At 43.5% G+C, this 22,683-nt stretch carries 17 protein-coding genes and 1 CRISPR repeat array; of the genes, 15 read left to right on the top strand and 2 right to left on the bottom strand.

Going from position 1 to position 22,683, the window contains the following annotated elements; all coding sequences use genetic code 11:
- Positions 1-15: 15 nt before the first annotated feature.
- Complete coding sequence (locus tag CR164_RS13145; RefSeq protein WP_204901784.1) at positions 16-918, bottom strand: CRISPR-associated protein Csx3; 903 nt, start codon at positions 916-918, stop codon at positions 16-18.
- 720 nt (positions 919-1,638) lie between these two features.
- On the opposite strand from CR164_RS13145, the gene cas10 reads away from it, so the two are divergent.
- From cas10 to CR164_RS03600, 12 genes are all read left to right on the top strand, one after another.
- Complete coding sequence (gene cas10, locus CR164_RS03655) at positions 1,639-3,972, top strand: type III-A CRISPR-associated protein Cas10/Csm1 (RefSeq protein ID WP_110022563.1); 2,334 nt, start codon at positions 1,639-1,641, stop codon at positions 3,970-3,972.
- Between the two features lie 13 nt (positions 3,973-3,985).
- Positions 3,986-4,405, top strand: a complete 420-nt coding sequence (gene csm2, locus CR164_RS03650) for a type III-A CRISPR-associated protein Csm2 (RefSeq protein WP_110022562.1) — start codon at positions 3,986-3,988, stop codon at positions 4,403-4,405.
- Between the two features lie 15 nt (positions 4,406-4,420).
- Complete coding sequence (csm3, locus tag CR164_RS03645; protein ID WP_110022561.1) at positions 4,421-5,233, top strand: type III-A CRISPR-associated RAMP protein Csm3; 813 nt, start codon at positions 4,421-4,423, stop codon at positions 5,231-5,233.
- Entirely contained in the window at positions 5,230-6,294 is a 1,065-nt protein-coding gene (csm4, locus tag CR164_RS03640) for a type III-A CRISPR-associated RAMP protein Csm4 (protein WP_110022560.1), read from the top strand. The genes csm3 and csm4 overlap by 4 nt, the downstream gene beginning before the upstream one ends.
- Positions 6,295-6,299: 5 nt before the next feature.
- Positions 6,300-7,598, top strand: a complete 1,299-nt coding sequence (locus CR164_RS03635) for an RAMP superfamily CRISPR-associated protein (protein WP_110022559.1) — start codon at positions 6,300-6,302, stop codon at positions 7,596-7,598.
- Positions 7,595-9,082 (top strand): hypothetical protein, encoded by a 1,488-nt coding sequence (locus tag CR164_RS03630; protein WP_161953475.1) that lies wholly within the window; start codon positions 7,595-7,597, stop codon positions 9,080-9,082. Before CR164_RS03635 ends, CR164_RS03630 begins: the two co-directional genes overlap by 4 nt.
- A 59-nt stretch (positions 9,083-9,141) precedes the next feature.
- The gene (cas6, locus tag CR164_RS03625) at positions 9,142-9,936 is read left to right on the top strand and encodes a CRISPR-associated endoribonuclease Cas6 (protein WP_110022557.1); all 795 of its coding nucleotides are present in this window, start codon (positions 9,142-9,144) and stop codon (positions 9,934-9,936) included.
- A 29-nt stretch (positions 9,937-9,965) separates the two neighbouring features.
- On the top strand, positions 9,966-10,901 hold the full coding sequence (locus CR164_RS03620) for a hypothetical protein (RefSeq protein ID WP_110022556.1): 936 nt from the start codon (positions 9,966-9,968) through the stop codon (positions 10,899-10,901).
- Between the two features lie 1,375 nt (positions 10,902-12,276).
- A CRISPR array of direct repeats spans positions 12,277-12,710; the repeat unit is 30 nt; unit sequence GTTCTAATCGTACTCATGGAGAATTGAAAC.
- A gap of 491 nt (positions 12,711-13,201) precedes the next feature.
- Positions 13,202-14,260 carry a cytochrome-c peroxidase gene (locus CR164_RS03615; protein WP_204901783.1) on the top strand — a complete coding sequence of 353 codons (1,059 nt, stop codon included), beginning with the start codon at positions 13,202-13,204 and terminating at the stop codon, positions 14,258-14,260.
- Positions 14,261-14,901: 641 nt separating this feature from the next.
- Complete coding sequence (locus tag CR164_RS03610; RefSeq protein WP_110022555.1) at positions 14,902-15,894, top strand: VWA domain-containing protein; 993 nt, start codon at positions 14,902-14,904, stop codon at positions 15,892-15,894.
- A gap of 77 nt (positions 15,895-15,971) precedes the next feature.
- Positions 15,972-16,991 carry a VWA domain-containing protein gene (locus CR164_RS03605; protein ID WP_110022554.1) on the top strand — a complete coding sequence of 340 codons (1,020 nt, stop codon included), beginning with the start codon at positions 15,972-15,974 and terminating at the stop codon, positions 16,989-16,991.
- 85 nt (positions 16,992-17,076) lie between these two features.
- The gene (locus CR164_RS03600) at positions 17,077-17,367 is read left to right on the top strand and encodes a hypothetical protein (protein WP_110022553.1); all 291 of its coding nucleotides are present in this window, start codon (positions 17,077-17,079) and stop codon (positions 17,365-17,367) included.
- Between the two features lie 3 nt (positions 17,368-17,370).
- On the opposite strand, the gene CR164_RS03595 is transcribed toward CR164_RS03600, so the two are convergent.
- Positions 17,371-19,005, bottom strand: coding sequence for a glutamate synthase-related protein (locus CR164_RS03595; protein WP_110022552.1), 1,635 nt, complete (start codon positions 19,003-19,005; stop codon positions 17,371-17,373).
- Between the two features lie 62 nt (positions 19,006-19,067).
- Between CR164_RS03595 and CR164_RS03590 the strand changes: the two genes are divergently transcribed.
- The 3 genes from CR164_RS03590 to gatB all read left to right on the top strand — a co-directional run bounded on the left by CR164_RS03590 (position 19,068) and on the right by gatB (position 22,676).
- The gene (locus tag CR164_RS03590; RefSeq protein WP_110022551.1) at positions 19,068-20,387 is read left to right on the top strand and encodes a Clp protease N-terminal domain-containing protein; all 1,320 of its coding nucleotides are present in this window, start codon (positions 19,068-19,070) and stop codon (positions 20,385-20,387) included.
- 216 nt (positions 20,388-20,603) lie between these two features.
- Positions 20,604-21,134: a lipid-binding SYLF domain-containing protein gene (locus CR164_RS03585; RefSeq protein ID WP_239994451.1), complete on the top strand. Its 531-nt coding sequence runs from the start codon at positions 20,604-20,606 to the stop codon at positions 21,132-21,134.
- A 114-nt stretch (positions 21,135-21,248) separates the two neighbouring features.
- Complete coding sequence (gatB, locus tag CR164_RS03580) at positions 21,249-22,676, top strand: Asp-tRNA(Asn)/Glu-tRNA(Gln) amidotransferase subunit GatB (protein WP_110022549.1); 1,428 nt, start codon at positions 21,249-21,251, stop codon at positions 22,674-22,676.
- The last annotated feature ends 7 nt before the right edge of the window (positions 22,677-22,683 follow it).

Genomic DNA, 22,683 nt, shown 5'->3' with positions numbered 1-22,683 from the left:
AAGAGACATAACGATTTAATCGACAAGGTCTCCTACCCTATATTTAGGTCCATGGGTGATTACAATAACGTATTTAGATAGTTTTGGGTCATACATTGCAACGGCTTCATATAGATGATTGAGCTTATGTGCGAGTACGAAAGCTATAGGCAGTGTCGCGGGGCCATTGATTTTTATGATTTCTCCTCCATATATTTTTTTCGCAGCAATTAATTCATCAAGCTTTTTTTCTACAGTCTGAACGAGTACGTCATTTTGGGCGGGAACGTCTCCCATGCACAACTGAAGAATATTGTTATTCTCTAAATCTATTTTGTATACCTCCATATTTGGTTCTCTTTTTTTTATGCCTATCTGTGTAAGAATTTTAGCGAGTTCAACGATCGTTGGCCGATCTTTTATAGATAAATCACCTCGCTCAAGGTGATGAACGGTTCCGCGATAAATATTGTCACTTCCTAAAGATAATGGGACATCATCGTTTTTGTTTAGGTCGCTATAAATTATGGCAATTATCTGAAGGTTTAGCTTTTTACAGAACTCGAGCCATTCGGGTAGAAGTTCCTCTTTTCCGTATACAAGAATTGCATGAGTTGCTGATTTACAGATCTCTTGATTCTTTGCATCTGGGATGCCTCCAATATCAATAAATGTCAAAGGTTCGGAGCAGTTATTCACCCATTCTGCCCACATTTCTACTTTTTCTTTTGAAAAGCCACTTTTATATGGCAGCCTCAAACGTTTTGCTAATTCAGGGTCTTTGTTGTGTGTTTCTTGAAACCAAGCTCCTTCTCCATCTGGACATGCAGTTATAACATAGGGATATGGCGAACCTGTCTGTGCTTTTATTGATTCTTTCAACCCGTAACGTAAGCATGACTTTCCAGAATGATGTGGGCCACCAATAATGATTTTCATAGCATCTTCTTTATTGATTGAAAAAAGTAGGCGGGTGTTGTACTGTTGACGTAATATAGAAAATGTCAGTAGTATAAACAGTTGTGCCTCTCTCGTGATATCGTTTTTGTGATATCTTCCAAACCAAAACTGACAAGCTGATAGATGTGATTATGACGGAGCCTCGTTAACTGCAGTTGCATCATCGAATCTTTAATGTTTTTTCTGCGTCTAAGAAGCGATACTCCATAAGCTATCGGTTCATTTTAGTAAGAGGAGTTGACTCGCCGAGAGTTGAGGGATGGCTTGGCATGTTTTCTTTAAGCATTGTGGCTGTTGGTTGGGATAATAAGAGTTAACTTATTTTTATAATGGGTTTTAATTAGAGTTTTGAATTTGATGTGTCAATGTTGTTGATATTCCGTGTGCTGATAAGAAGAGAGTCCAGTTCAATGGAGAAAAGATTACTGGCAAAAGCGGAAAGTTTTTCTGGCGTAGAAAATTATTGTTTTTGTTTCTTCGGTTTGGTATTATTTAAGTAATAATCAGGCGGAGCAAGTGGAGCAAGTTTCTTATATTATATACACTGTTGATTGAGATGTCTTCTTGTTCAGTTATCCGTTGCAAGTAAAGCAGTAGCCTCGACGTTCCCCCCACCCTGATCTATGGACACGAAGTCCGTGTGTCCACCGTGTTGTTCGGTAGTATAAACTTTCTGGATTACCTCAAGACCGTAAAGTTATGTCCGGCAGTTCGCATCCAGTAATACAGCTTGGCTTTGATCTTTTGAAAGAAAAAAGCATTGAATCTCATCTGCTCGAAGAGTACAGAGAAGCATTTTCACTACTTGATATTGACATAAGCACCGGGTTAAAACTTGCTGGACTTCGGTCGATCTTTTCTGATCCTACAGATTCGACAACTGCCGCCAATTATTACTTGCCATGCAAACTCGATCCCAAAACAATCAACTATCCAGATCAGGATGTCGAACCGAGTGATTTCGAAAATGTAAGGCCCCCTAAGCCATCTTCTCAAAATTTACTCGTTCAGCTTGAGCGTTACGGTTCGTTCGTTGCAACAAGTGCTGATCCGCAAATCCCTGTTTACGACCTCTTCAAATCTGTGGCGGCGGTTCATGATTGTCTTGGCCTTAAACAGTGTGATGAAGAATTCGATAAGAAATGCCTGCTTGTCGGATGTGACTTTTCGGGCATTCAGGATACAGTGTATACGATTTCTTCAAAAGGTGCATTGAAAACCCTGCGTGCCCGATCGTTTATGCTTGAAATGCTCACTGAGCATATCATTTATGAAATTCTAAGCTTGGCCGAAGCTGAACGCCATGCTGTTATTTATTCCGGCGGGGGGGGATTTGGGTTGCTTTTGCCGAATAAAAAAGGATTGAAAAAGGACATTGGAAAATTTGGAGATCTCCTGAACGACTGGGCGTATTCAGAATTTTTCGGAAAGCTATTCATCGCGTTGGATGCGTTGCCATTCGAGAGAGAGAGCCTCGAGACAGGGGGAGCTTTTCAAACTAAGAGGCAAGAACAATCCGATAATTTGGATAAGCAAAAACGGCAGAAGTTTCTCAAACAATTGGATAAGCTTTTCGAGCCGAAGATGCCGAAGCAAAAGTCCGTTCAAACCGAATGCCAGATTACCAGAAGAGATGATTTGCCTCCAACAAAAATGTTCGCGTTGCCTGACAATATTGTGAGGCCATCGGAAAAAATATCAATGCAAGATGTACTTGATAAAAAAGAAAATCGCAAGTCACTTGAGGATTATAATTGGGCTTCAGAAAGTTGTTTCCATCAATTCAAGTTGGGTGATAAACTGGTTGAAGAATACCGTTTTATTTGCCGTTCAAGCGTTGAGTTGCAGAATGACCCATATTTGAAATTTCCAACCATAGATTCCGATGTAGATAACCTGCAGTATTGCTATTACTACTTGAGCAATGGGAGAGGCGCTCGCAAACCATATTGGCAAATTAATTTTTGGGATGGAAACGGCACTCCTGTTGTTTATGCCGATTATGCCCGTAAGCACGGTGATCTTTCTGAATATGCCCAATCTATTGAGTTAGAAGCGATTCAAGGTGATGGCAGACAAGTAAATGGCAGCGAAGAGATCAAAAACGATACTGCCACGTTTGAAGGTCTTTCGGCAAGCTCCTGCGGCGCAGATTTGATTGGTGCACTTCGTATGGATGTAGATGACATGGGCAAATTGTTTGCCGACATCGAAAAGCTTTCGATGCTTTCGGCAAAGTCGCGAATGTTGAACCTTTTTTTCAAAGTCTATCTCAACGAAATTTGCACTACAAACTTGGGCGATAGCCTTAAGGCAAAAGACATAGTCGGAAAGGAATATGATAAGGATAACAAACATGGAAAATCTGGACGAAACGTGTCGGTGATTTATGCAGGTGGCGATGACCTGTTTATTCTCGGTGCCTGGGACGAAACAACCGAGCTTGCATTTGATATTCAACGCTGTTTCGCACACTTCACCGGGGGACTAGGAATTTCAGGTGGGCTGACATTGCACCAACCCAAGTTCCCGCTTTACCAGATGGCACGAAGATCCGGTGAAGCAGAGCACGTGGCGAAGCAAGCAAAGGCGCAAAAAAACTGCTTTACACCGTTTTTACTTGGTTTGGACGATGTTGATAAGCGATATGAATTTGACAACAACAAAACGGTTCGGGTCATTGATTGGGATGACTCAAAATTTTTTGAAATACTAAAAAGCTTAGTGGCCCTAACAGATAAGCAAATAATCGGGAATCAAATTGATGCCGTCAAGCTCGAAGGTGTATCACGAGGTTTTATATATAAATTATTCGAAGCTGCTAAAGACTGGGTGATCGAAGACTCTTTCTATTTGCCTCGGTTACGCTACATATTTGCACGTTTAGAAAAGCAATATAACGAGCATAACAATGATGATATTGAAATATTGAGGAGTCATTTATTTGTTCCAATTAAGCCTGAAAGAGAGAAGTCTGTGAAACTTCTAAGTTTAATTCTTAACTGGTTTGAGCAACTTCAATGCAGCAAATAAGGGGAGTGAAAATATGTCGTCAGTTCATGCTATTAAGCAAAAAACTTCTAAATACAATGCTAATTTATATGATGAATTGGAAATTGATGATGCAATTGAGTATGCAGAAACAATTGCAAAACATATGCGGAAAGTAAAAAATCATCAGTTAAGACGTTTTTTTTCTGCTATCAAAAATATTCAAAAAAAAATCGTTGATCTCAAGGATGAAGATCAACTCCCACCTGAGAACTATGCTGAGTTACAAATGCTTAGGCCTCAACTTGCAAATACTGTTGGACGTTTACGTGGTCATGAAAAGTTTGTTATGCAAGATTTGCTAGACATTTTACAACCAGTTTTTAAAACTGTTAAAAAGAACAATGATTTTGTTCTTTTTGTCAATTTTTTTGAATCCATTGTGGCCTATCACAAGGTTTATGCGAACGATTAAATTGGAGGAAAATTAATGTCAAAAGGTCTATTTGGGCATGTTGTTATAAGAGGGGCAATTATTGCTAAAACCGGTTTGCATATCGGTGCAAGTGCCGACACAGTGGAAATTGGAGGAATTGACACACCTGTAATTAAGCACCCGATTACTTTCGAGCCGTATATACCAGGAAGCTCGCTTAAGGGAAAAATGCGTTCCTTATTAGAAAAAATTAATGTTTGTGATAATGGTATGAAATATAATCGCCCTGTTGTTAAGGGGAACAAACCTATTAATCAACATATTTGTGATGATATAATCCAAGCTTTGGATTGTCCCGTATGTCGTGTTTTTGGCTCAACAGGACAAGGAAATCGTAATGATAACCTTAGCAATCAAAATCATCCTGCAAGAATCCTTGTTCGTGATGCTACTCTATTAAATAAGGATTTTCTAATTCCAGATGCTTTATTAATCACCGAAGCAAAAATGGAAAATGTACTTGATAGAGTTACCTCACATGCAGTTCCTCGCACTATTGAGCGTGTTCCAGCCGGAGCGAAGTTTGCATTTGAAATTGTTTATCGAGTTGAGGGAGAAAAAAATGCCGATAAAAAAGAAGTTCAAACAGATGTGAAAAATATCCTTTTGCTTCTCAGGGCCGTTGAGCGAGAAGGGTTAGGCGGCAATACTTCTCGTGGGCATGGTCAAGTCGGGTTTGAACTCACTGAATTCTTTTACCAAAAAGTGAAAGAAAGCGATTCAACATCCCAATTTTCTGAATCAAAGGGTTTGGAAAAAGTTATTGAACATATTAACAAAGACAATTGGGAGCTGCAAGGGCTATGAAATATCTTGTCGAACTGCAATTTGATCATGCGGTTCATTTTGGATCATCAGTTGCTGGATTTGGTGTTGAGGAAGTTGATGATACATGTCACTCGGATACGCTCTTTAGCGGTATCATTAACCAGCTTGCCACAGTTGAACATCTTATTCCTCACTTCAGTCTCAAAAATTTTCTTGAAGAATTTGATTCACAGAAACCACCATTCCAAATTTCATCATTCGGTCTTGTAAAAGATACGGATTATTTTCTTCCGAAGCCTTTACTTGAACCTGCTGCTTTTACTGCCGAGCCATTGTTAACAGAATACAGAAAAGAATTTAAAAAACTTAAATGGATTCATTTGGAGGATTTTCATAAATGGCAGAACAAATTGCTTTCTGGTAGTGACATCAAAAATTATTTCGATAGTTACAGCAATGAACCACCTCCGAAGGCTCCATCGTTCTATAAAACACTCACCAAAGCACAACATGCCCAAGACAGGGAAACGGAGGCTACCCAACTCTACCATGTAGGGCAATTGTTTTATGCCGATGAAGTTTACCCTTTTTTCCTTGTAGATTTTAACTCGAAACATCTCTCATGGGAATGGTTTAAGGAGGCATTGCGGCTTTTGGGGATCTCAGGTTTGGGAGGACGACGCTCAAGCGGCTATGGAAAATTCACCTTACGATATGAGCCGATTTTGATTGGCGATGATGAATCTCAATGGCCAAAAGAAGTTCGTGAAACTACTCGGCATAGAAAAGCAGTTGAATTATGGAATAAAGTTCTAAATCATGAAAGTGAAGGCAGATATCTATTTTCACTGCTAAAACCCAAAGTAATAACTGAAAATGATTATGTGTCCTATTACTTATTAATTCGAAAGGGATGGTTCTTTTCCAATTCGAGCTTTTATCAAATGAAGCGAAAAACCGTTTACATGTTCTCGGAAGGCTCAATTTTTAGCAAGCCTATTGAAGGTGAATTGCTCAATATCTCTCCTGATGAACTTCCCGAAGAGCATCATGAACTCTATCGTTACGGGCATCCTTTTACAATCCCATTTTCTATTTGAATACTATGAGTTACGAGGAAAAGATAGAGCGTCGAACAGTTAAGCTTACAACAGTAACACCTCTTCACATCAAAGGAAAAGATATTGATTTCGGGCAAGGATTTGTACGGCGTAATAATTACTCAGCATACGCAATTGACCATATGAAACTCGGCAACTACCTGCTTTCCAAAAACAAGTTTGAAGTTTATTTGGAAGAAGTCGATAGGCTTATCAGTCGCCGTAAATTTAAGGATTTTAATTTCCAAAAATTTTTGAAACATCATCACCTCTATGATATTGATAAACCCGAAACACATGATGAATTAATCAAGGCCGGTGTTTTCAAAGGGATTGTCGAGTCAACAAATGATAAGCAGTTCGTCAGAGACGGTATGCAACGGCCTTTTATTCCAGGGTCATCAATTAAAGGATTTATTCGGGTTGCCTACATTTATGAGCATTTTAAGAGCAAGTTATTTGCAAATCGAGAAACTTTTGAAACAGAAATTCGAGATTTTGATAGACATCTAACAGATATTTTTCGTTTTATATCTGTAACAGACAGCTGTGAACTGAATATTCAACAGCTTAAAGATGAAACTGTTTCCATCATCTCCAGAAATACAAGAAACGAGAAGATCTTGGCACAAGCGGAAGAAGGTGAAGCCAGAGTTATTGATATGTTTGGGAAAATCAAACTACAAGCAAATGGTATAAAAATGTATGATATTGACGAAAAACTTGTTAAGCAATTTTTTCTAAAAACCGGAGATATAATTTCTTCATATAAAGCCGATAAAAAAGGAAAGGTCATCAAAGAGCTAACGGTTAAAGAGAAAACATCTGTTAGCAAACCGGTTACTCAAAAGGTTATTAGCTTAAAATTCAAGGATAAAGAAGAACTTGAATGCTTTAACGGGGAAACAACTTTCGATATCATTCTAAACAAAAATAATTCGAATGTCCCTTTTAAAAGCATAGAACATGTACTTGCAGCGCTTGATTCTTTTTCTCAAAAAATCTGGGAACTGGAAACAGACTTCATCTCGGAAATCACTGAAAATATTGCATCTATCACCGATATAGGTGCCTTTTATTCTCAACCTCGTACTGCAAATGCACGATTAGGTTTCGGAACGGGACTTATTAGCAAAACTCCTGATAGTATTTTAGAAGAAACCATGTTAACAGAACTTGTTAATGCGCATTTTGATCCAAAGAAAGATCCGCCTCACACACGCCCGAAAAGTCGTAGAGTCATCTCTTTCGATAATAATGCAATGCTTCCGCTTGGATGGGTAAGGCTGGAGTTAATAACATGACAAGAAAGAATATACAAGATAAAGTTTACTCCTCTCAAGCATTTAAAATTTATAAAATTGCTAATGATAAGCTAAAAGAAAAATATTATTTTTCACATGATTTGAATTGTAATGACAATAATAAGAAAATTGATCCTGATAGTCTTTTTTGTCATTCGGCACAAGCTTTAAAAATCAAGCAAATTTCCGATGAGTTAAGTGCCCTGAATTATGATTTGCATATTCTTCTCGTAGGAACAAGCCTTCAACCCCTTATGCTATCTGTTTCTGCAATTAATTCGGAACAAATTTTACTCCTTTATGCTTCTGATGGAACAGAGCAAAAGAAAGATGACCTTACGGACTACATCAGAGCTTTTAAGTCAACAAAGGTGATATCAAAGTCAATAAATAGTTCTGAGCCAAATACAGTTTTTTCTACGATTAAGGATTTTATAGAAAAAGATGAATGGCGATGCAAAAAAATATGTATTGATATTACTGGTGGTAAAAAGTCAATGGTTGGAGGAGGCTTTTTGGCGTCTTCAATTCTTGATATAGATACTTATTATATCGATTTTGAAGAATACCGGAACGGAAAGCCTGTTATTGTGACGGAATTTATTAATAGGCTAGATAATCCATATAAAATTTATACGGTTAAAGAAGATCATCTAATCAAGAATTTATGGGATAAGGGGAATTATTCGACTGTCAAAGATCTTGTTACATCTTTGATAGAAGAGTCGCTTACAAAGGATATCGCAAAACGCTATTCACTAGAAGAAAAATATAAGAAATACGATGAGATAAGTAAAGCAGCTGCGTGTTATGATGCGTGGGTTAGGTTTGACTATCAGGGAGCAAATAAATCTCTGTTTGCTGATTATGATGAATATCATGATGGAATCCTCGATGAACTTGATAAGTGCTCAATGGTATTTATGGAAGGTAAGTGTTGTAAGAAGGAAAACGCTAAAATAGCTTTGATGTTGGCTGTAGACCGTTATAAGCGTGGAGCTGACGCTAAACGATTTGAGGAGTGGAATAGAGCTGCGCTGTGCTATATGCAGGCAGCAGAAGCGCTGCTACGCTTTAGTTATTCGGAATCAGAAGATGAGCCATTGAGATCAGGAAAATATGAATTTTTTTCAAGTAATCTTCTGAGCAAGCTTTTTGGTTTGAAGATTAACAATGAAACTCAAGAGATACAAACTTGCCATAGGGCAAAACAATCACTTTTTTATAATTGTGATTTGTATAGAAGATTAAAAGAATCTGTCATCAATAAACGAAATGAACTATCGCATTATGAATGCATCTCACATGATGGCAAAAACAATGTAATGGAGCCGATGATAGATGAGATGGGGAGCGTTGTAAAAAGCTTTCTTGAAATGTTTGCTAAAATATATGTGATTGAAGAGAATTTTGTTGACTTATTCTGCAAGCAGGTTGCTTTCGTACAACTTGATTACAGCCTTCAATTCATAAAGATGGATTAAGCGAAGAGTGCTTTATCATTTGTTATTAGCAATAATATTGATATGTAATTGACTGTATCATGCGCATTGCCCTCGAATTATCCCATCGAAACCGCTATCTCACCCTGCCAGTGAATGTTAATCACCTGATTTCTTCCCTGATTTATCATATCGTTTCGAACAGCTCCAGCGAGTATGCGGAGCGGTTGCATGAGCAGGGGTATCGGTTGGACAAGCGGACGTTCAAGCTGTTTACGTTTTCGCCGCTGTTTCCGGGCGGACATCGCCGGTGGAAGATGAACCGGGACGGGACGATGACGACGGATGCGAGGAGCGTGTCGATTATGATATCTTCGGGGAAAGCCGAGTTCATCGAGCATCTGGTGGTAGGGCTGCTGCACCAGCCGTTTGTGCAGATAGGGCGGCAGCGGTTCAGGGTGGAAACAGTCAAGAAACTGGAGCCGCCGGAGCTTGGTGATGATATGCGGTTTATCATGCTGTCGCCGCTGGTGTGTTCTACAAAACTGAATGGGGAGAAGTATCCGAAATTTCTCTTTCCGGGGGACGAGGAGTTCAAACGCGTGCTGCTGGAGAACCTTCTGGGGAAGTATGAGGCCTTATGTGGTCAATCGTACGAAGGTGAGAATACGGAGTTACGCGTCAAGGTGTCGGAAGAATATGTGGAACGTAAGCACGGGAAAATCACGAAACTCGTCACGTTGAAAGAGGGTTTACCAGACGAAACGAAGATTCGCGGTATGCTGGCCCCTTTTCGGTTACGTGTGTCTCAGTCTCTGATGGAAGTTGGCTATTACTGCGGCTTCGGCGGATTGAACGCACAAGGTTTCGGCATGGTCAAAGTTGAGAATAGATAAACAATAAATATTTTTTAACAATTGAATATATGAGATCAGATAGGCCATTTGATCGAGGTAGGCTTAAAGGTTATATGTGGGAGTGTGTAATTCTTAAGCTTCTACGGGAAAATGAATTTTTAGAGGTGTTGGTGTCTGATAATATTAGAATAAGACAGCATCGAAGCCATTTCCTAGAAATTCGTGGTAGAGGTGCTTGGCATCAAATTGATTGTTGTTGTGATTATGATTCATTCATCCCTTTCATAAATCCAATAAGATTGCTTGGCGAAGTAAAGTTCCAACATAAACCTATTGAAAAGTATTTGATTAGAGAGTTTATTGGTACTATAAAGGATATACAGGAAAATTACTTTATTTCGGATGATTTTTCTACTTCTACGGAGCGTTATACTGAATTAGGGGTATTTTTTTCGGCAAATAGTTTTAGCGAAGAAGCAGAAAAACTTGCTTTTGCACATAATGTTAAAACAATCTCATATAATAACATTGCTATTTTAGAGCCCTTGAAAAAAATAGTTGAAGAAACTGAACGAAACTATTTGTCAGCAAGGTTATGCTTGAGTGAAAACAATCAATCTGAATTTATAACTCTTTTTAGAGATATCTTATTAAGGAATGAAGAAGCAATATTAAAATTTAAAAAGCATTTTCGAACTCCTAATGGATTTGAAAAAGTTATCAATTCCCTTCTTGATAAATTTTATAAGATTGGTGCAAATTTTGTTGCAAATTCGAGTGGTGGTGCAATGATGCATTTTGTGGGTATTAATACATTTCCTGATGAATTATTCGGAAAAACTGATACACAGCCTTGCCAAGTCTTTTATCAAAATTCTGATTTGCCTAATCGTGAATATGAGTTTTATTTGATTTTTTCTGAAGATCAGAAAAAAAGAAAATTTTACTTTAGCCCACCGACTTCTTTAAGACAAGCTGTTTTTTTTGGGAAAAAAAAGCAATAGACGAGAAAGAAAATATATTTAGAACTCTCCATACTGCAAGAAAAATTAATGGACTGACACGATCTCTTGTGATAAAATTAGATAATGACTGGCTTGAATCGGTAAGAAGTTAAAACGGATAGTGTTGTTTGTTTTGGTATATAGGTTATGTGGTTACCTTACATTGAATGAAGAAAAACAGAAGGAAAGCAGGTGAAAATCACAAAACTTTTCACGTTAAAAGAAGGCTCGGTGGAAGAAGCTAATTTTAGCGAATAATTTGAACATCTCTGTCTTTACATTCTAAAACAGTTTATGGGATTTGGTTATTATTGTGTCTTGACATGATTGAGTTAGAAAAAGTGGACGGTGAAAAGTCTTGATCTTATAAGCATGATCCTCAAATCTAGAAGGGATTGCGATATCTCTTGATCAATAGTTGTATTCAAGCCAGAGATTATACAACCTTATTCCAATATAGCAGAGTCTGATGGCTGTGATAATCAATTGCCATATTTTTCTGGTTCGAATGTTGTTATAATGTTTTTTCTTCATAAAATATCTAAGATTTTTTTATAGAAATGATCATTATTGATCTAATCGTACTCATGGAGAATTGAAACTCATCACCCTGATAGGTTATCGGGAGTTCGCCGCAAGTTTTAATCGTACTCATGGAGAATTGCGACTCAAAAGAATTGTTTCCCTTGCTGACCAAGTTTTCGACAGCTTTTGATTTAATCGTACTCATGGAGAATATTCAGTACTGAGTTCTGAGTTGAAGAATGTATTACGTGTTAGGTGCTTTGTCAGAAGATGGATTCCGCATCAAGTGCGGAATGACTGATGGTGGTGATATGAGACTTTGGAGCCTCGCTGGTGAGACTGCAGGTTACAACAAAACACTTGGTAGTGATATGAAACTGTAACGGTTGATTTGTCTTGAAGAATCAGGTAATGATGAACGGACCCTCTATATCAAAATCTTTATTGCCGTCAGCGAACCAAACACTAGGGGACGTTGTAAATAATTGACACTTTTTGTAAGAGAAGCAGTTAAGCTGATCGTTCAAGATCAAGTTCGAATGAAAACGAGGAAATTGTGACTACGATGAGTTCATAGGAAGAAGTGAGTGATAACGATATATACTATATGTGCTTATGAGTCTTTTTCTCTCTTTCAGAAGTCGTCGGTGAGTTGTTTTCTTAGCTTTTGCAGCTTTGTTGCGAGCTGTTTTTCGGTGTGCTGATATTTTAAGCGTTTGTTTTATATTTCTTTAGAGCTGTCGTCAATCCCCCGGGGATTTTAGGCTATTGGAGGTCGACGACTTTCTTTGGCTTATTGTTACATGTCATGTGTAGTGTTTTTGCGCCTTTCTGCGACTCTACCTGGTGGGTTCTAATCGTACTCATGGAGAATTGAAACTCGGCCTCCTCCTGAATCATACCGTACCGGATCATCGTTCTAATCGTACTCATGGAGAATTGAAACAGCAACAGCGGCGACGACAAGACGTGTACCCGCACCGTTCTAATCGTACTCATGGAGAATTGAAACCTGGTATGTAAATCATCGACGATTTCGCCGACAACCTTCGTTCTAATCGTACTCATGGAGAATTGAAACCTGGTATGTAAATCATCGACGATTTCGCCGACAACCTTCGTTCTAATCGTACTCATGGAGAATTGAAACTCTTTAATTGCTGACCAAATCATCGTATTCCAAAGTAGTTCTAATCGTACTCATGGAGAATTGAAACTTGTGCTGTGACCTCCGTCTTTTTTAGCGCCGGACCAGTTCTAATCGTACTCATGGAGAATGTTTAAGTGGAGAGTTCTAAGTCCTGAGTTCTGAGTAGAAGAATGTGTTCGTGTTTGGTGTTTTGGCAGAAGATGGATTCCGCATCAAGTGCGGAATGACTGTAAGGGGGGTTTTGCGCTTTGGCTGTTGGATCTTACTTTTTCTGTCCATTTTTCAGTTCCTATTCCCCATTTCCTGTTACCTACTACCTCTCTCCCCAATGACCCCCCTGGATTCCTGAGCGAAGTGGAATGGCATTTCTGCTACTGTGTTGAATCGAAACTTTTTACAGGCTTTTTTTCTTCTTAATAGCACCTTCAGGTGGTTTCCCTTAGAGAAAATAATATAGTGTGAGCGCTTGACTCGGTATAAACCGGCAATGGTAGACATTTCGAGGGCAGTGCAGGGTTTTGGGCAGTTGAGACAGCATCGAGTGCCGGATGGCTCCGGCATGATACGGCAGTTTGCATGTTAGTATCGGTTGTTTTCAGTGAACAAAAAAACAAGGAGATAAACAATGGGGATCAAAACACGTGGATTTGCTTTTGCATTGCTTGCAGTTATGTTTTCCTGCACTCCGGCTTCCGACGATACTCAACAAGGAGGCAAAACGGAGAATTCCGGAAACGAAGGTCCTGCTTCGCTTAGAAATGAGCCCATCAAACCGATCGAGCCGGTGGTTGTTGCCGATCCGGCTCTGGTGGAGCTGGGTAAGAAACTGTATTTTGATCCCCGTCTTTCCATGTCGGGGTTCATTTCCTGCAACTCATGTCACAATCTCAGTATGGGCGGGAGCGATAACCTTAAAACATCGATCGGTCACCGTTGGACAAGGGGGCCGGTCAATGCGCCTACAGTGCTTAATTCCAGCATGAATATCGCTCAGTTCTGGGATGGCCGTGCAAAGGATTTGAAGGAACAGGCAGGTGGCCCTATGGCCAATCCTGACGAAATGGCTTTTTCTCATGAACTCGCGATACAGCTCCTGCAGTCGATTCCGGGTTACGTTGAGGAGTTCAGCACGGTGTTCGGTACGGATCAGATCGATATCGACCAGCTGACCCAGGCCATTGCAGCTTTTGAGGAAACCCTCGTTACGCCCAATTCCCGTTTCGATCAATGGTTGAAAGGAGATGATACGGCTATTACCGCAGAGGAGCTCGAAGGATATGAGTTGTTCAAGTCGAGCGGTTGTATTGCGTGCCACTACGGTTCGGCTCTCGGTGGAAACTCATATCAGAAAATGGGGGTCGTCGAACCGTATAAGACTGACAGTCAGGTAGAAGGCCGGATATCTGTTACCGGCAATGAGGCCGACCGTTTTAAATTCAAGGTTCCGATTCTGCGCAATGTTGAACTGACCTATCCGTATTTTCATGATGGAGAGGCTGCAACGCTCAAGGAAGCGGTCGAGATCATGGGTAGAATTCAGCTCGGTCGGGTGTTTAGCGAGGACGAAAACGCTAAAATCGTTGCGTTCATGAAAACTCTGACCGGCGACCAGCCACGCATCGAGCTGCCTTTGCTTCCGCCTTCATCGGATGATACGCCTCGTCCTGCACCATTCGATGAATAGCTGTTACAAAGAGTTCACTGGAAGAAGTGAGTGGTAATGATCTGTAACATTGATAGTTATGAGTATTTTTCTCTCTTTCGGCAGTCGTCGGTGAGTTGTTTTTTTTGTTTTTGCAGCTTTGTTACGAGCTGTTTTTCGGTGTGCCGGTTTTAAACGTTTGTTTTATATTTCCTTAGAGCTGTCGTCGACCCCCCGGGGTTTTTAGGCTATTGGCGGTCGACGACTTTCTTTGGCTTATTGTCACTTGTTATGCGCAGTGTTTTCGCACCTTTCTGTGGCTCATTGCTGCGGGGTTCTAATCGTACTCATGGAGAATTGAAACCGTTTTACGGCGCATCATGTTTATTAGCGTTCTTATGTTCTAATCGTACTCATGGAGAATATTCAAGTGCTGAGTCCTGAGTTGAGGAATGTGTTATGAGTTAGGTGCTAGGTGTTATGGTGGAAGATGGATTCCGCATCAAGTGCGGAATGACTGGAAGGGGGATTTTGAGCTTTGATATGTGGTATTTTGCTTTTTCTTTCCATTACCCATTTCCTATTCCCTATTTCCCAAACTCAGGCCCCTGGGTCCTTCAGCGAAGCTAAAGCTCAGATTTGCCTTCTCTTTTTCGCATCTTTCCTGAAAAGCCGGAAGAACGATGCAGGATTTTTTTTTCGATACAGTGACATTTGGATTTTCTCATCCCTGGTGGCTTTTGCTTCTGTTGCTGCTGCCTTTGGTTTGGAGGCTTGAGCTGTGGTATGAAAAGAGGAAGAGCAGGATGATGTTTCCGGGCGTTTCCAATCTCAAAACCAGAGGGATGGAAGCCGGTTGGTGGGTGCATCTGCCGCAATGGTTTGTGCGCTTGTCCATTGTGCTGGCGGTTCTTGCCATGGGACGGCCTCAGGTGACACGGAATGTGACGGTGGCTTCGGACAGGGGCATCGATATCGTGCTCGCACTTGATATTTCGGAGTCGATGCTCAAGGAGGATTTCGGCGGCAGCCGTCTCGATGCAGCAAAGGATATCGCCCTGCGCTTTATACGAAACCGCCCGAAAGACAGGCTGGGACTCGTGCTGTTCCGTGGAAAAAGCTTTACCCAATGTCCTCTTACGCTCGATCACAAGCTTCTCGGTATGCTCGTCAGGCAGGTGTCGGTCGATGCGATCAGTGATGACGGTACCGCTATAGGATCGGCGATCCTTGTCGGGACAAATCGCCTGAGTGCTTCGGTATCGAAAGAGAGGGTCCTGTTGCTGTTGACGGACGGGGAGCATAATAGAGGGGAGATAGATCCCGTTACAGCTGCAGGTATTGCAGGCAGTCAGGGGATAAGAATCTATGTCGTAGGGATGAGCGTGCAACGGCGGGTGGAGAACACCGAATCGTTTACCGAGGGGCAGGTTGCAGGCAAGGAGGATGTGCTTCGAAAAGTAGCTTTTTTGACCGGTGGCAGGTTTTTCAATGCTTCTGATGAGCGTGGTCTCAGCGATGCGTTCAGGGAGATCGACGCGATGGAGCGCAGCCGTCTGGACGGGCCGGTGCGGGTTGTTCGGGCAGAACTTTTCCCTCAGTTGCTGTTGTCGGCTTTAATAGTGCTTGTTACCGGTTTGATTTTGGGAGGGGTGAGGTTGCTGAGGATTCCGTAAAAGGTAGGTAATGGGGAGTGGGTAAGTAGGAAATAGATAAAAGGGAATGGGAAATGGGAAATGGGGAATAGAGGGGGATGGAGATTTTTTGTTTTGCATATCCTGAACGGCTGTTTCTGCTGTCGCTACTTGTGCCGCTTGCGGGTGTTCTGGTCTGGGGGATGTGGCGGAAAGCTCGAGCGAGAAAGCTTCTCGCCGACCGGAAGCTTTCTGAAAGTTTGCTTGGCAAATGGAGTCCCTACAGGGAGATTGTCATCCGTGTGATGCAGTTTTTCGCGACCGGGTTTCTTTTGGTTGCCTGGTGTGGTCCTCAGCTTTGTACGGGAGACAAGTTGGTGAGAAGGGAGGCCGTTGATGTGGTCTATGTACTCGATGTGTCCAACAGCATGCTTGCCCGTGATGAGGTTCCTGACAGATTGGGAAAGGCGAAACAGGAGATGCTGGTGATAAGTCGGGGGATTGACCGGGGCAGGAGAGCTCTTGTTGCTTTCGCTGGCTCGGCGGTTGTTCAGTGCCCTTTGACGGCTGACCAGCGGGCGTTCGAAGCGATGTTGGCTATAGCTTCTCCCGGGCTTGTCGAGGAACAGGGGACGAATCTGGAGGCTGCGCTCGACATTGCCGGCAGGGTGTTAACCGGCCGCGGTAATTCGAGGAATGCCGCTGGCTTACGCATTGTTGTGATTGCGAGCGACGGCGAAAACCATGACAAGACTTTTACCGGCACGGTTCGGAGACTGAGCGAGATGGGTATACAACTTTTTGTTGTCGGTGTGGGAACGCCAGACCCGGTTCCTATTCCGCTCCAGGATGATGAGGGCTTATCGGGTTCTGTAAGGCGTGATGCTGAAGGGAGTCCGGTTTTGACATCCTTCAGGCCGGAGGTACTCAGCAAACTTGCTGAAGAAGCTGGAGGGATCTTCTTGCACAGTCGTGAAAATGAGCCGGTTTCAGGTCGAGTACAGGAAGCGCTTGGCGCGGTAAAAAACAAAATGCAATGGATGCGTGAGCCGCGTTACAGGGAAGAGGTCTACCACTATTTTGTGCTGGTGTCCGTGCTGTTGCTGCTCGGAGCAGGAGTTGTGGCTTCCAGGAGCTGAGTTGCAGAGATGGATTTTTTCGTAAAGATTCTTACATTGATCTCTAACGATCATTCAGGTTCTCCAAGGAAATAAAACATTAGCGATGGGTCAGCAGATACAGCCAAAAAAAACTTTCGAGCCTCTGGAAAAAGCGAAGCTTGCCATGAGACTGGTCAACAACCCTGGTTTTGAAAAAGAAATCGACGAGTATGTCAGCGGCAAGGACTATGATGAGCATAGCGTGAATTTCTTCAAGAAGCAAATCGCTCTTCAGCAAAAGCTCCAGCAGGAAAGTGGAAAGCTTCTTGACACCGGTGGGCAGATTTTTTCCTTGGTTATCAACGCTCTTGCCAAAAGCTGGCAAAGGACGGCAGGAGAAAACAACAATAAGTAGTTTTTATTCGGAGCAGCCTCCATATCTGATCCCAGTCAGCCAAGCCATATCTTTTTTCCATGTTACAAGATCGTCCGGATTGAGTTTTCCGAGATGATTGTAGCCGCATGCCCTTGCCATAACCTTCATCATGCCGACTGAATTCTGAAGATAGTTGTGCAGCCGTTTTGCCGAGTTGTCGATAACGAGTCGCGCCCGGAGTTTTTCATCCTGAGTGGCAATGCCGACAGGACATTTGTTGTTGTTGCATGCCCGCATGCCGAGGCAACCTGCAGCCTGTATGGCGGCGTTGGCTATCGCTATGCCATTTGCTCCGAGTGCAAGCGCCTTGATGAAGTGTGATTCGGTTCTCAGGCCTCCGGTTATGATGAGTGTCACATGACTGGCGTTGCGTTTGTCAAGATGTTTTCTCGCCCGCGCAAGTGCGGGTATTGTTGGAACGGCGATATTGTTCTTCAGGAGATTGGGTGATGCTCCGGTTCCTCCGCCTCTTCCGTCGAGTATGATGTAATCCACTCCGACTTCGAGTGCAAAATCGATATCGTTTTCGATATGCTGAGCTGACATTTTAAAGCCGATCGGTATTCCGCCTGTTGCCTTTCTTACTTCTTCTGCAACCTTACCGAAATCCTCCGGAGTGACGAGTGCGCGGAACCGTGAGGGGGATACGGCATCTGTCCCCGGGGCGACGCCTCTTACTTCCGCAATATCATTGCTGACCTTGTCGGCGGGCAGGACGCCTCCCGCACCGGTTTTGGCCGCTTGGCCTGCCTTGAAGTGAAAGGCCTGGCACCGGGTTACCTGTTCGATGTTCCAGCCGAACTTTGCCGGGGCAAGTTCATAAAAGTAACGGGAATTTTCTCTGCGTTCCGCCTCGAGCATGCCTCCTTCTCCGGAGCATATTCCTGTTCCCGAAAGTTCGGCTCCTCTCGACAGCGCTATCTTGGTTTCCCTGCCGAGGGCTCCGAAACTCATGTCGCTTACAAGGAGCGGGATACCGAGTTCAAGGGGTTTTTTTGCGTTCGGCCCGATAACGAGGTTTGTGCCAACTGCGGTTTCGTCGAGCAAGGGAGGTTTTGCAAGCTGGGCCGTGAGAACCTGAATGTCTTCCCATCGGGGGAGCTCGCCAAGCGGTACGCCCATGGCTGAAACCGGCCCGTGTGGATCGAATGAAGCGGGGTCCGTTGTTGCAAGGGAGTGAATATAGTGGTTGAACGGTTCTTCCGTTCCCCCTTTTATGTCTGCATAGAGCCCCTGATAGATATCGCGATTCCAGGGCTGAGGGTTCGTTCGGGTCCACTGGGCTACTTCCGCTTCGTCGACATAGACGGCATCCGTTTTCAGGTCGATCCACGCGGAGAACTTATGCAGGGATTCATCGTTGTTATATTCGCTTATGCCACTGTCATAACGGTAGTCCCAGCCGTGTACACTGCAGAGCAGGTTTTTTCCGCTGACATGACCGTCCGCCATGAGCGCTCCGCGGTGATGGCATCTTCCATACAGGACTGAAACATCGTTGCCATAGCGGATAATAACAAGGTCTACATCTGCAACAAGAGCATACGATGGCTTTTTTTCCTCAAGTTGACTCCACGTTGCAACTTTAACTTTTTTTGTTTTAACATTGTTATACATAAGCAGAAAAGAAGATGTTTCGTTATGTTTTTAAAGATAATCATTAAAGCTCTCAAACCACTATGCAGTTTGATCCCAACAAATTTACCGTAAAGGCGCAGGAGGCTTTGCAATCAGCGGCCACGCTTGCCGGGAGCAGGCAGCACCAGCAGATCGATCCGGTGCATCTTCTTCATGTCATGCTGAGTGACAGTGAAAACATAGGTTTTCAGATAGCTCAGAAACTCGAGGTGCAAACCGATAATCTGCTTGCCGTTCTCGACAGGGAACTCGATCGAATACCGAAGGTTACCGGAGCTTCGGCGACCGGTCAATATATATCGCAGGATCTCGGCAAGGTTTTTGACCTTGCTTTGAAGGAGGCGGAAAGCCTCAAGGATGAGTATATCAGCTCCGAGCATCTTTTCATCGCGATGAGTGAAGCGGGCGGCAAGGTTTCCCCGCTCATGCGGGATGCAGGGTTGAATCGTGACGCCATTCTGAAAGTAATGGCCGGTATTCGGGGTTCCCAGCGGGTAACCAGCCAGACCGCCGAGGATACGTACAACTCCTTGAAGAAATATTCGCGCAATCTGAACGATCTCGTGCGCAAAGGCAAGCTCGATCCTGTCATCGGCCGCGACGAGGAGATCCGGAGGGTGCTTCAGATTCTCAGCAGGAGGACGAAGAACAATCCCGTTCTGATAGGTGATCCGGGTGTTGGTAAAACTGCCATTGCCGAGGGTATCGCTCAGCGTATCGTTGCGGGTGACGTTCCCGAAAACCTCAGGAGCAAGCAGATTGCAGCACTCGATATTGCACAACTGGTTGCTGGCGCCAAATTCCGCGGTGAATTCGAGGACCGCCTGAAGGCTGTCATCAAAGAGGTCCAGGATGCCAATGGTGAAATCATTCTTTTTATCGATGAAATGCATCTGCTTGTCGGAGCAGGTTCGGCCGAAGGAGCGGTTGATGCCGCCAATATTCTCAAGCCGGCACTTGCACGCGGTGAGTTGCGTTGTATCGGAGCGACGACGCTCGACGAGTACCGCAAGCATATTGAAAAGGATGCTGCTCTTGAAAGGCGTTTCCAGACGGTCTTGGTCGATCAGCCGAGTGTGGAAGACACCGTTTCCATTTTACGTGGTTTAAAGGAAAAGTATGAAATCCATCACGGGGTTCGTATCATGGATTCGGCAATCATTGCGGCTGCAGAATTATCCGACCGTTACATTTCTGAGCGTTTCCTGCCTGACAAAGCGATAGATCTTATCGATGAAGCTTCTTCCAGACTTCGTTTGGAGATGGACAGTGATCCGGAAGAACTCGACAAGGTCAACCGCGAAATCCGCCGTCTGGAAATAGAGCGTGAAGCGTTGAAACGAGAGCTTTCGAGCGGTTGAGTTTTATAGGGATCTCTCTTTATTGTCATGAAAGGTTCGAATGCAAGGCGGGCGAAGCGCAGAAACCGGAGTGCCCTGGCCTTGTCGGGATCAACAAAGCAATTGAATCGCGGAGAAAATGGAGAAAATAAAGTAAGGTGCCCTCATGAATAAATATCATTGTATGTTAGAGGCGGTTTCTTTTTATTGAACAATTAAAATAATGGCACTATGAACATGGGTAGGAATGTACTTGTTTTGCTGTTGCTCTTGATGGGCATGGCTGTTACACCGGTTTTTGCAGGATGGGACCCTCGTGAAGAGGAGCATGCACAGCAGACCGTCCGTCTTTTCCAGAAAACAGATCCGACTTTACAGGTTTTTTTCGATGAGGCTTACGGTTATGCAGTTTTTCCCGATGTGTATAAAGGAGGATTTTTGTTGCTGGGAGGCGCCCGGGGTAAGGGGTTTGTCTATGAACAGGGGCGCTTGATAGGTACGTCTTCGATTACCCAGATCAATGTAGGTCCGCAGCTTGGTGGTCAGGCTTTTGCAGAAATAATCTTTTTCCGTGCCCAGTCCGATCTTGCTGATTTCAAGAAAGGAAACTATGAGTTGAGCGCTCAGGCAAGCGCGGTGGTTGTGACGGCAGGTGTGGCGACCAAAAGTGAATATTCGGATGGTGTGGCTGTATTTGCCCTTCCCAAGAGCGGACTTATGGCCGAAGCCTCTGTCGGTGGCCAGAAGTTCTCTTTCGATGAATATTGAGCGGCTGGTTAGCCTGATGGCTGGATTGCTTGATCCGGTACGACCTTTTGAGAGAATGGAGTGCATGATTTGTCTGTCTTCCAACAATTTCTAACAACGATTTTTTTGCAGGGTATGAGTTATGAATTAGTGGTTGGGCTTGAAGTCCATTGTCAGTTGAATACAAACAGCAAAGCTTTTTGCGGGTGCTCCACCGAGTTTGGAAAACCTGCCAATACCAATGTTTGTCCGGTATGTCTTGCGCTTCCGGGAGCTCTTCCTGTGCTGAATAAAAGAGTTGTTGAGGATGCTGTCAAGCTCGGGTTGGCTACTGACTGTACCATTGCGAGGCAATCGATCCTGGCCCGGAAAAATTATTTTTACCCTGACCTGCCCAAGGGATACCAGATTTCACAGTACGAAGAGCCGGTTTGCTCGGAAGGCATGATTCATGTCGATACCGATGAAGGTCGAAAGAACATCAGATTGGTTCGCATCCATGTCGAAGAGGATGCCGGTAAATCCATTCACGATATCGGGGACGATACTTTCATCGATGTCAACCGGTGCGGTGTTCCCCTGCTGGAAATCGTGAGTTACCCTGATATTCGTTCGGCAAAGGAAGCTTCGGCCTATCTTCAGAAGCTGCGTCAGATCGTGAAATATCTCGGTATATCGGATGGCAACATGGAGGAAGGGAGCCTGCGCTGTGACGCCAATGTTTCCGTCCGTTTAAAGGGAGCTGAGGAGTATGGTACGAGAACCGAGATCAAGAACATGAACTCCTTCAAGAGCGTTGAAAAAGCCATCGAGTACGAGGCTCAGCGGCATATTGATGTGCTGGAGAGTGGCGGAAAGATTGTTCAGGAAACCCGTCTCTGGGATGCAGACAAGCAGGAGACCCGTTCCATGCGGGGTAAGGAGTTCGCTCATGATTACCGGTATTTTCCCGATCCGGATCTTGTGCCCGTTCAGATTGACGACGAGATGCTCGAAAGCATGAAACTCGAGTTGCCCGAGTTTCCGGAAGCCCGCTCCGAACGTTTTGTGCAGGAGTTCGGCATTCCCGGTTACGATGCCGGTGTTTTGACTGCTGAAAGGGAGGTGGCAGATTATTTCGAAAATGTTGTCCGTTGCAGCGGTGATGCAAAAGCGGCTTCGAACTGGGTTATGGGTGAGGTTTTACGGACTCTCAAGGAAAAAAATATTCCGGTCGCTTCATTTTCGGTTTCTCCGGAACGCCTGGGAGAACTTATTGGCTTGATTGCCGGTGGAACGATCAGTAATACCATTGCCAAACAGGTTTTCGAGCGTATGCAAGAGACCGCTGACGATGCCAAGGCCATTGTTGAAAAAGAAGGACTCGCCCAGGTTTCGGATACCGCAGAGATTGAAAAAGTTGTTCAGGATATCATCGATGCAAATCCCGGACAGGTAGAGCAGTACAGGAGTGGAAAAACCAGGATTTTCGGTTTTTTTGTGGGTCAGTGTATGAAAGCGATGAAAGGCAAGGCGAATCCTGTTGTTGTCAATGAGATCCTGAAGCGGAAACTCGAGGGGTGAGCCGTGA

Source organism: Prosthecochloris marina (assembly GCF_003182595.1).
Taxonomy (GTDB): Bacteria; Bacteroidota; Chlorobiia; order Chlorobiales; family Chlorobiaceae; genus Prosthecochloris; species Prosthecochloris marina.
The sequence above is the reverse complement of the archived record's forward strand: the minus strand, read 5'-3'. Positions and strand labels throughout refer to the sequence as shown.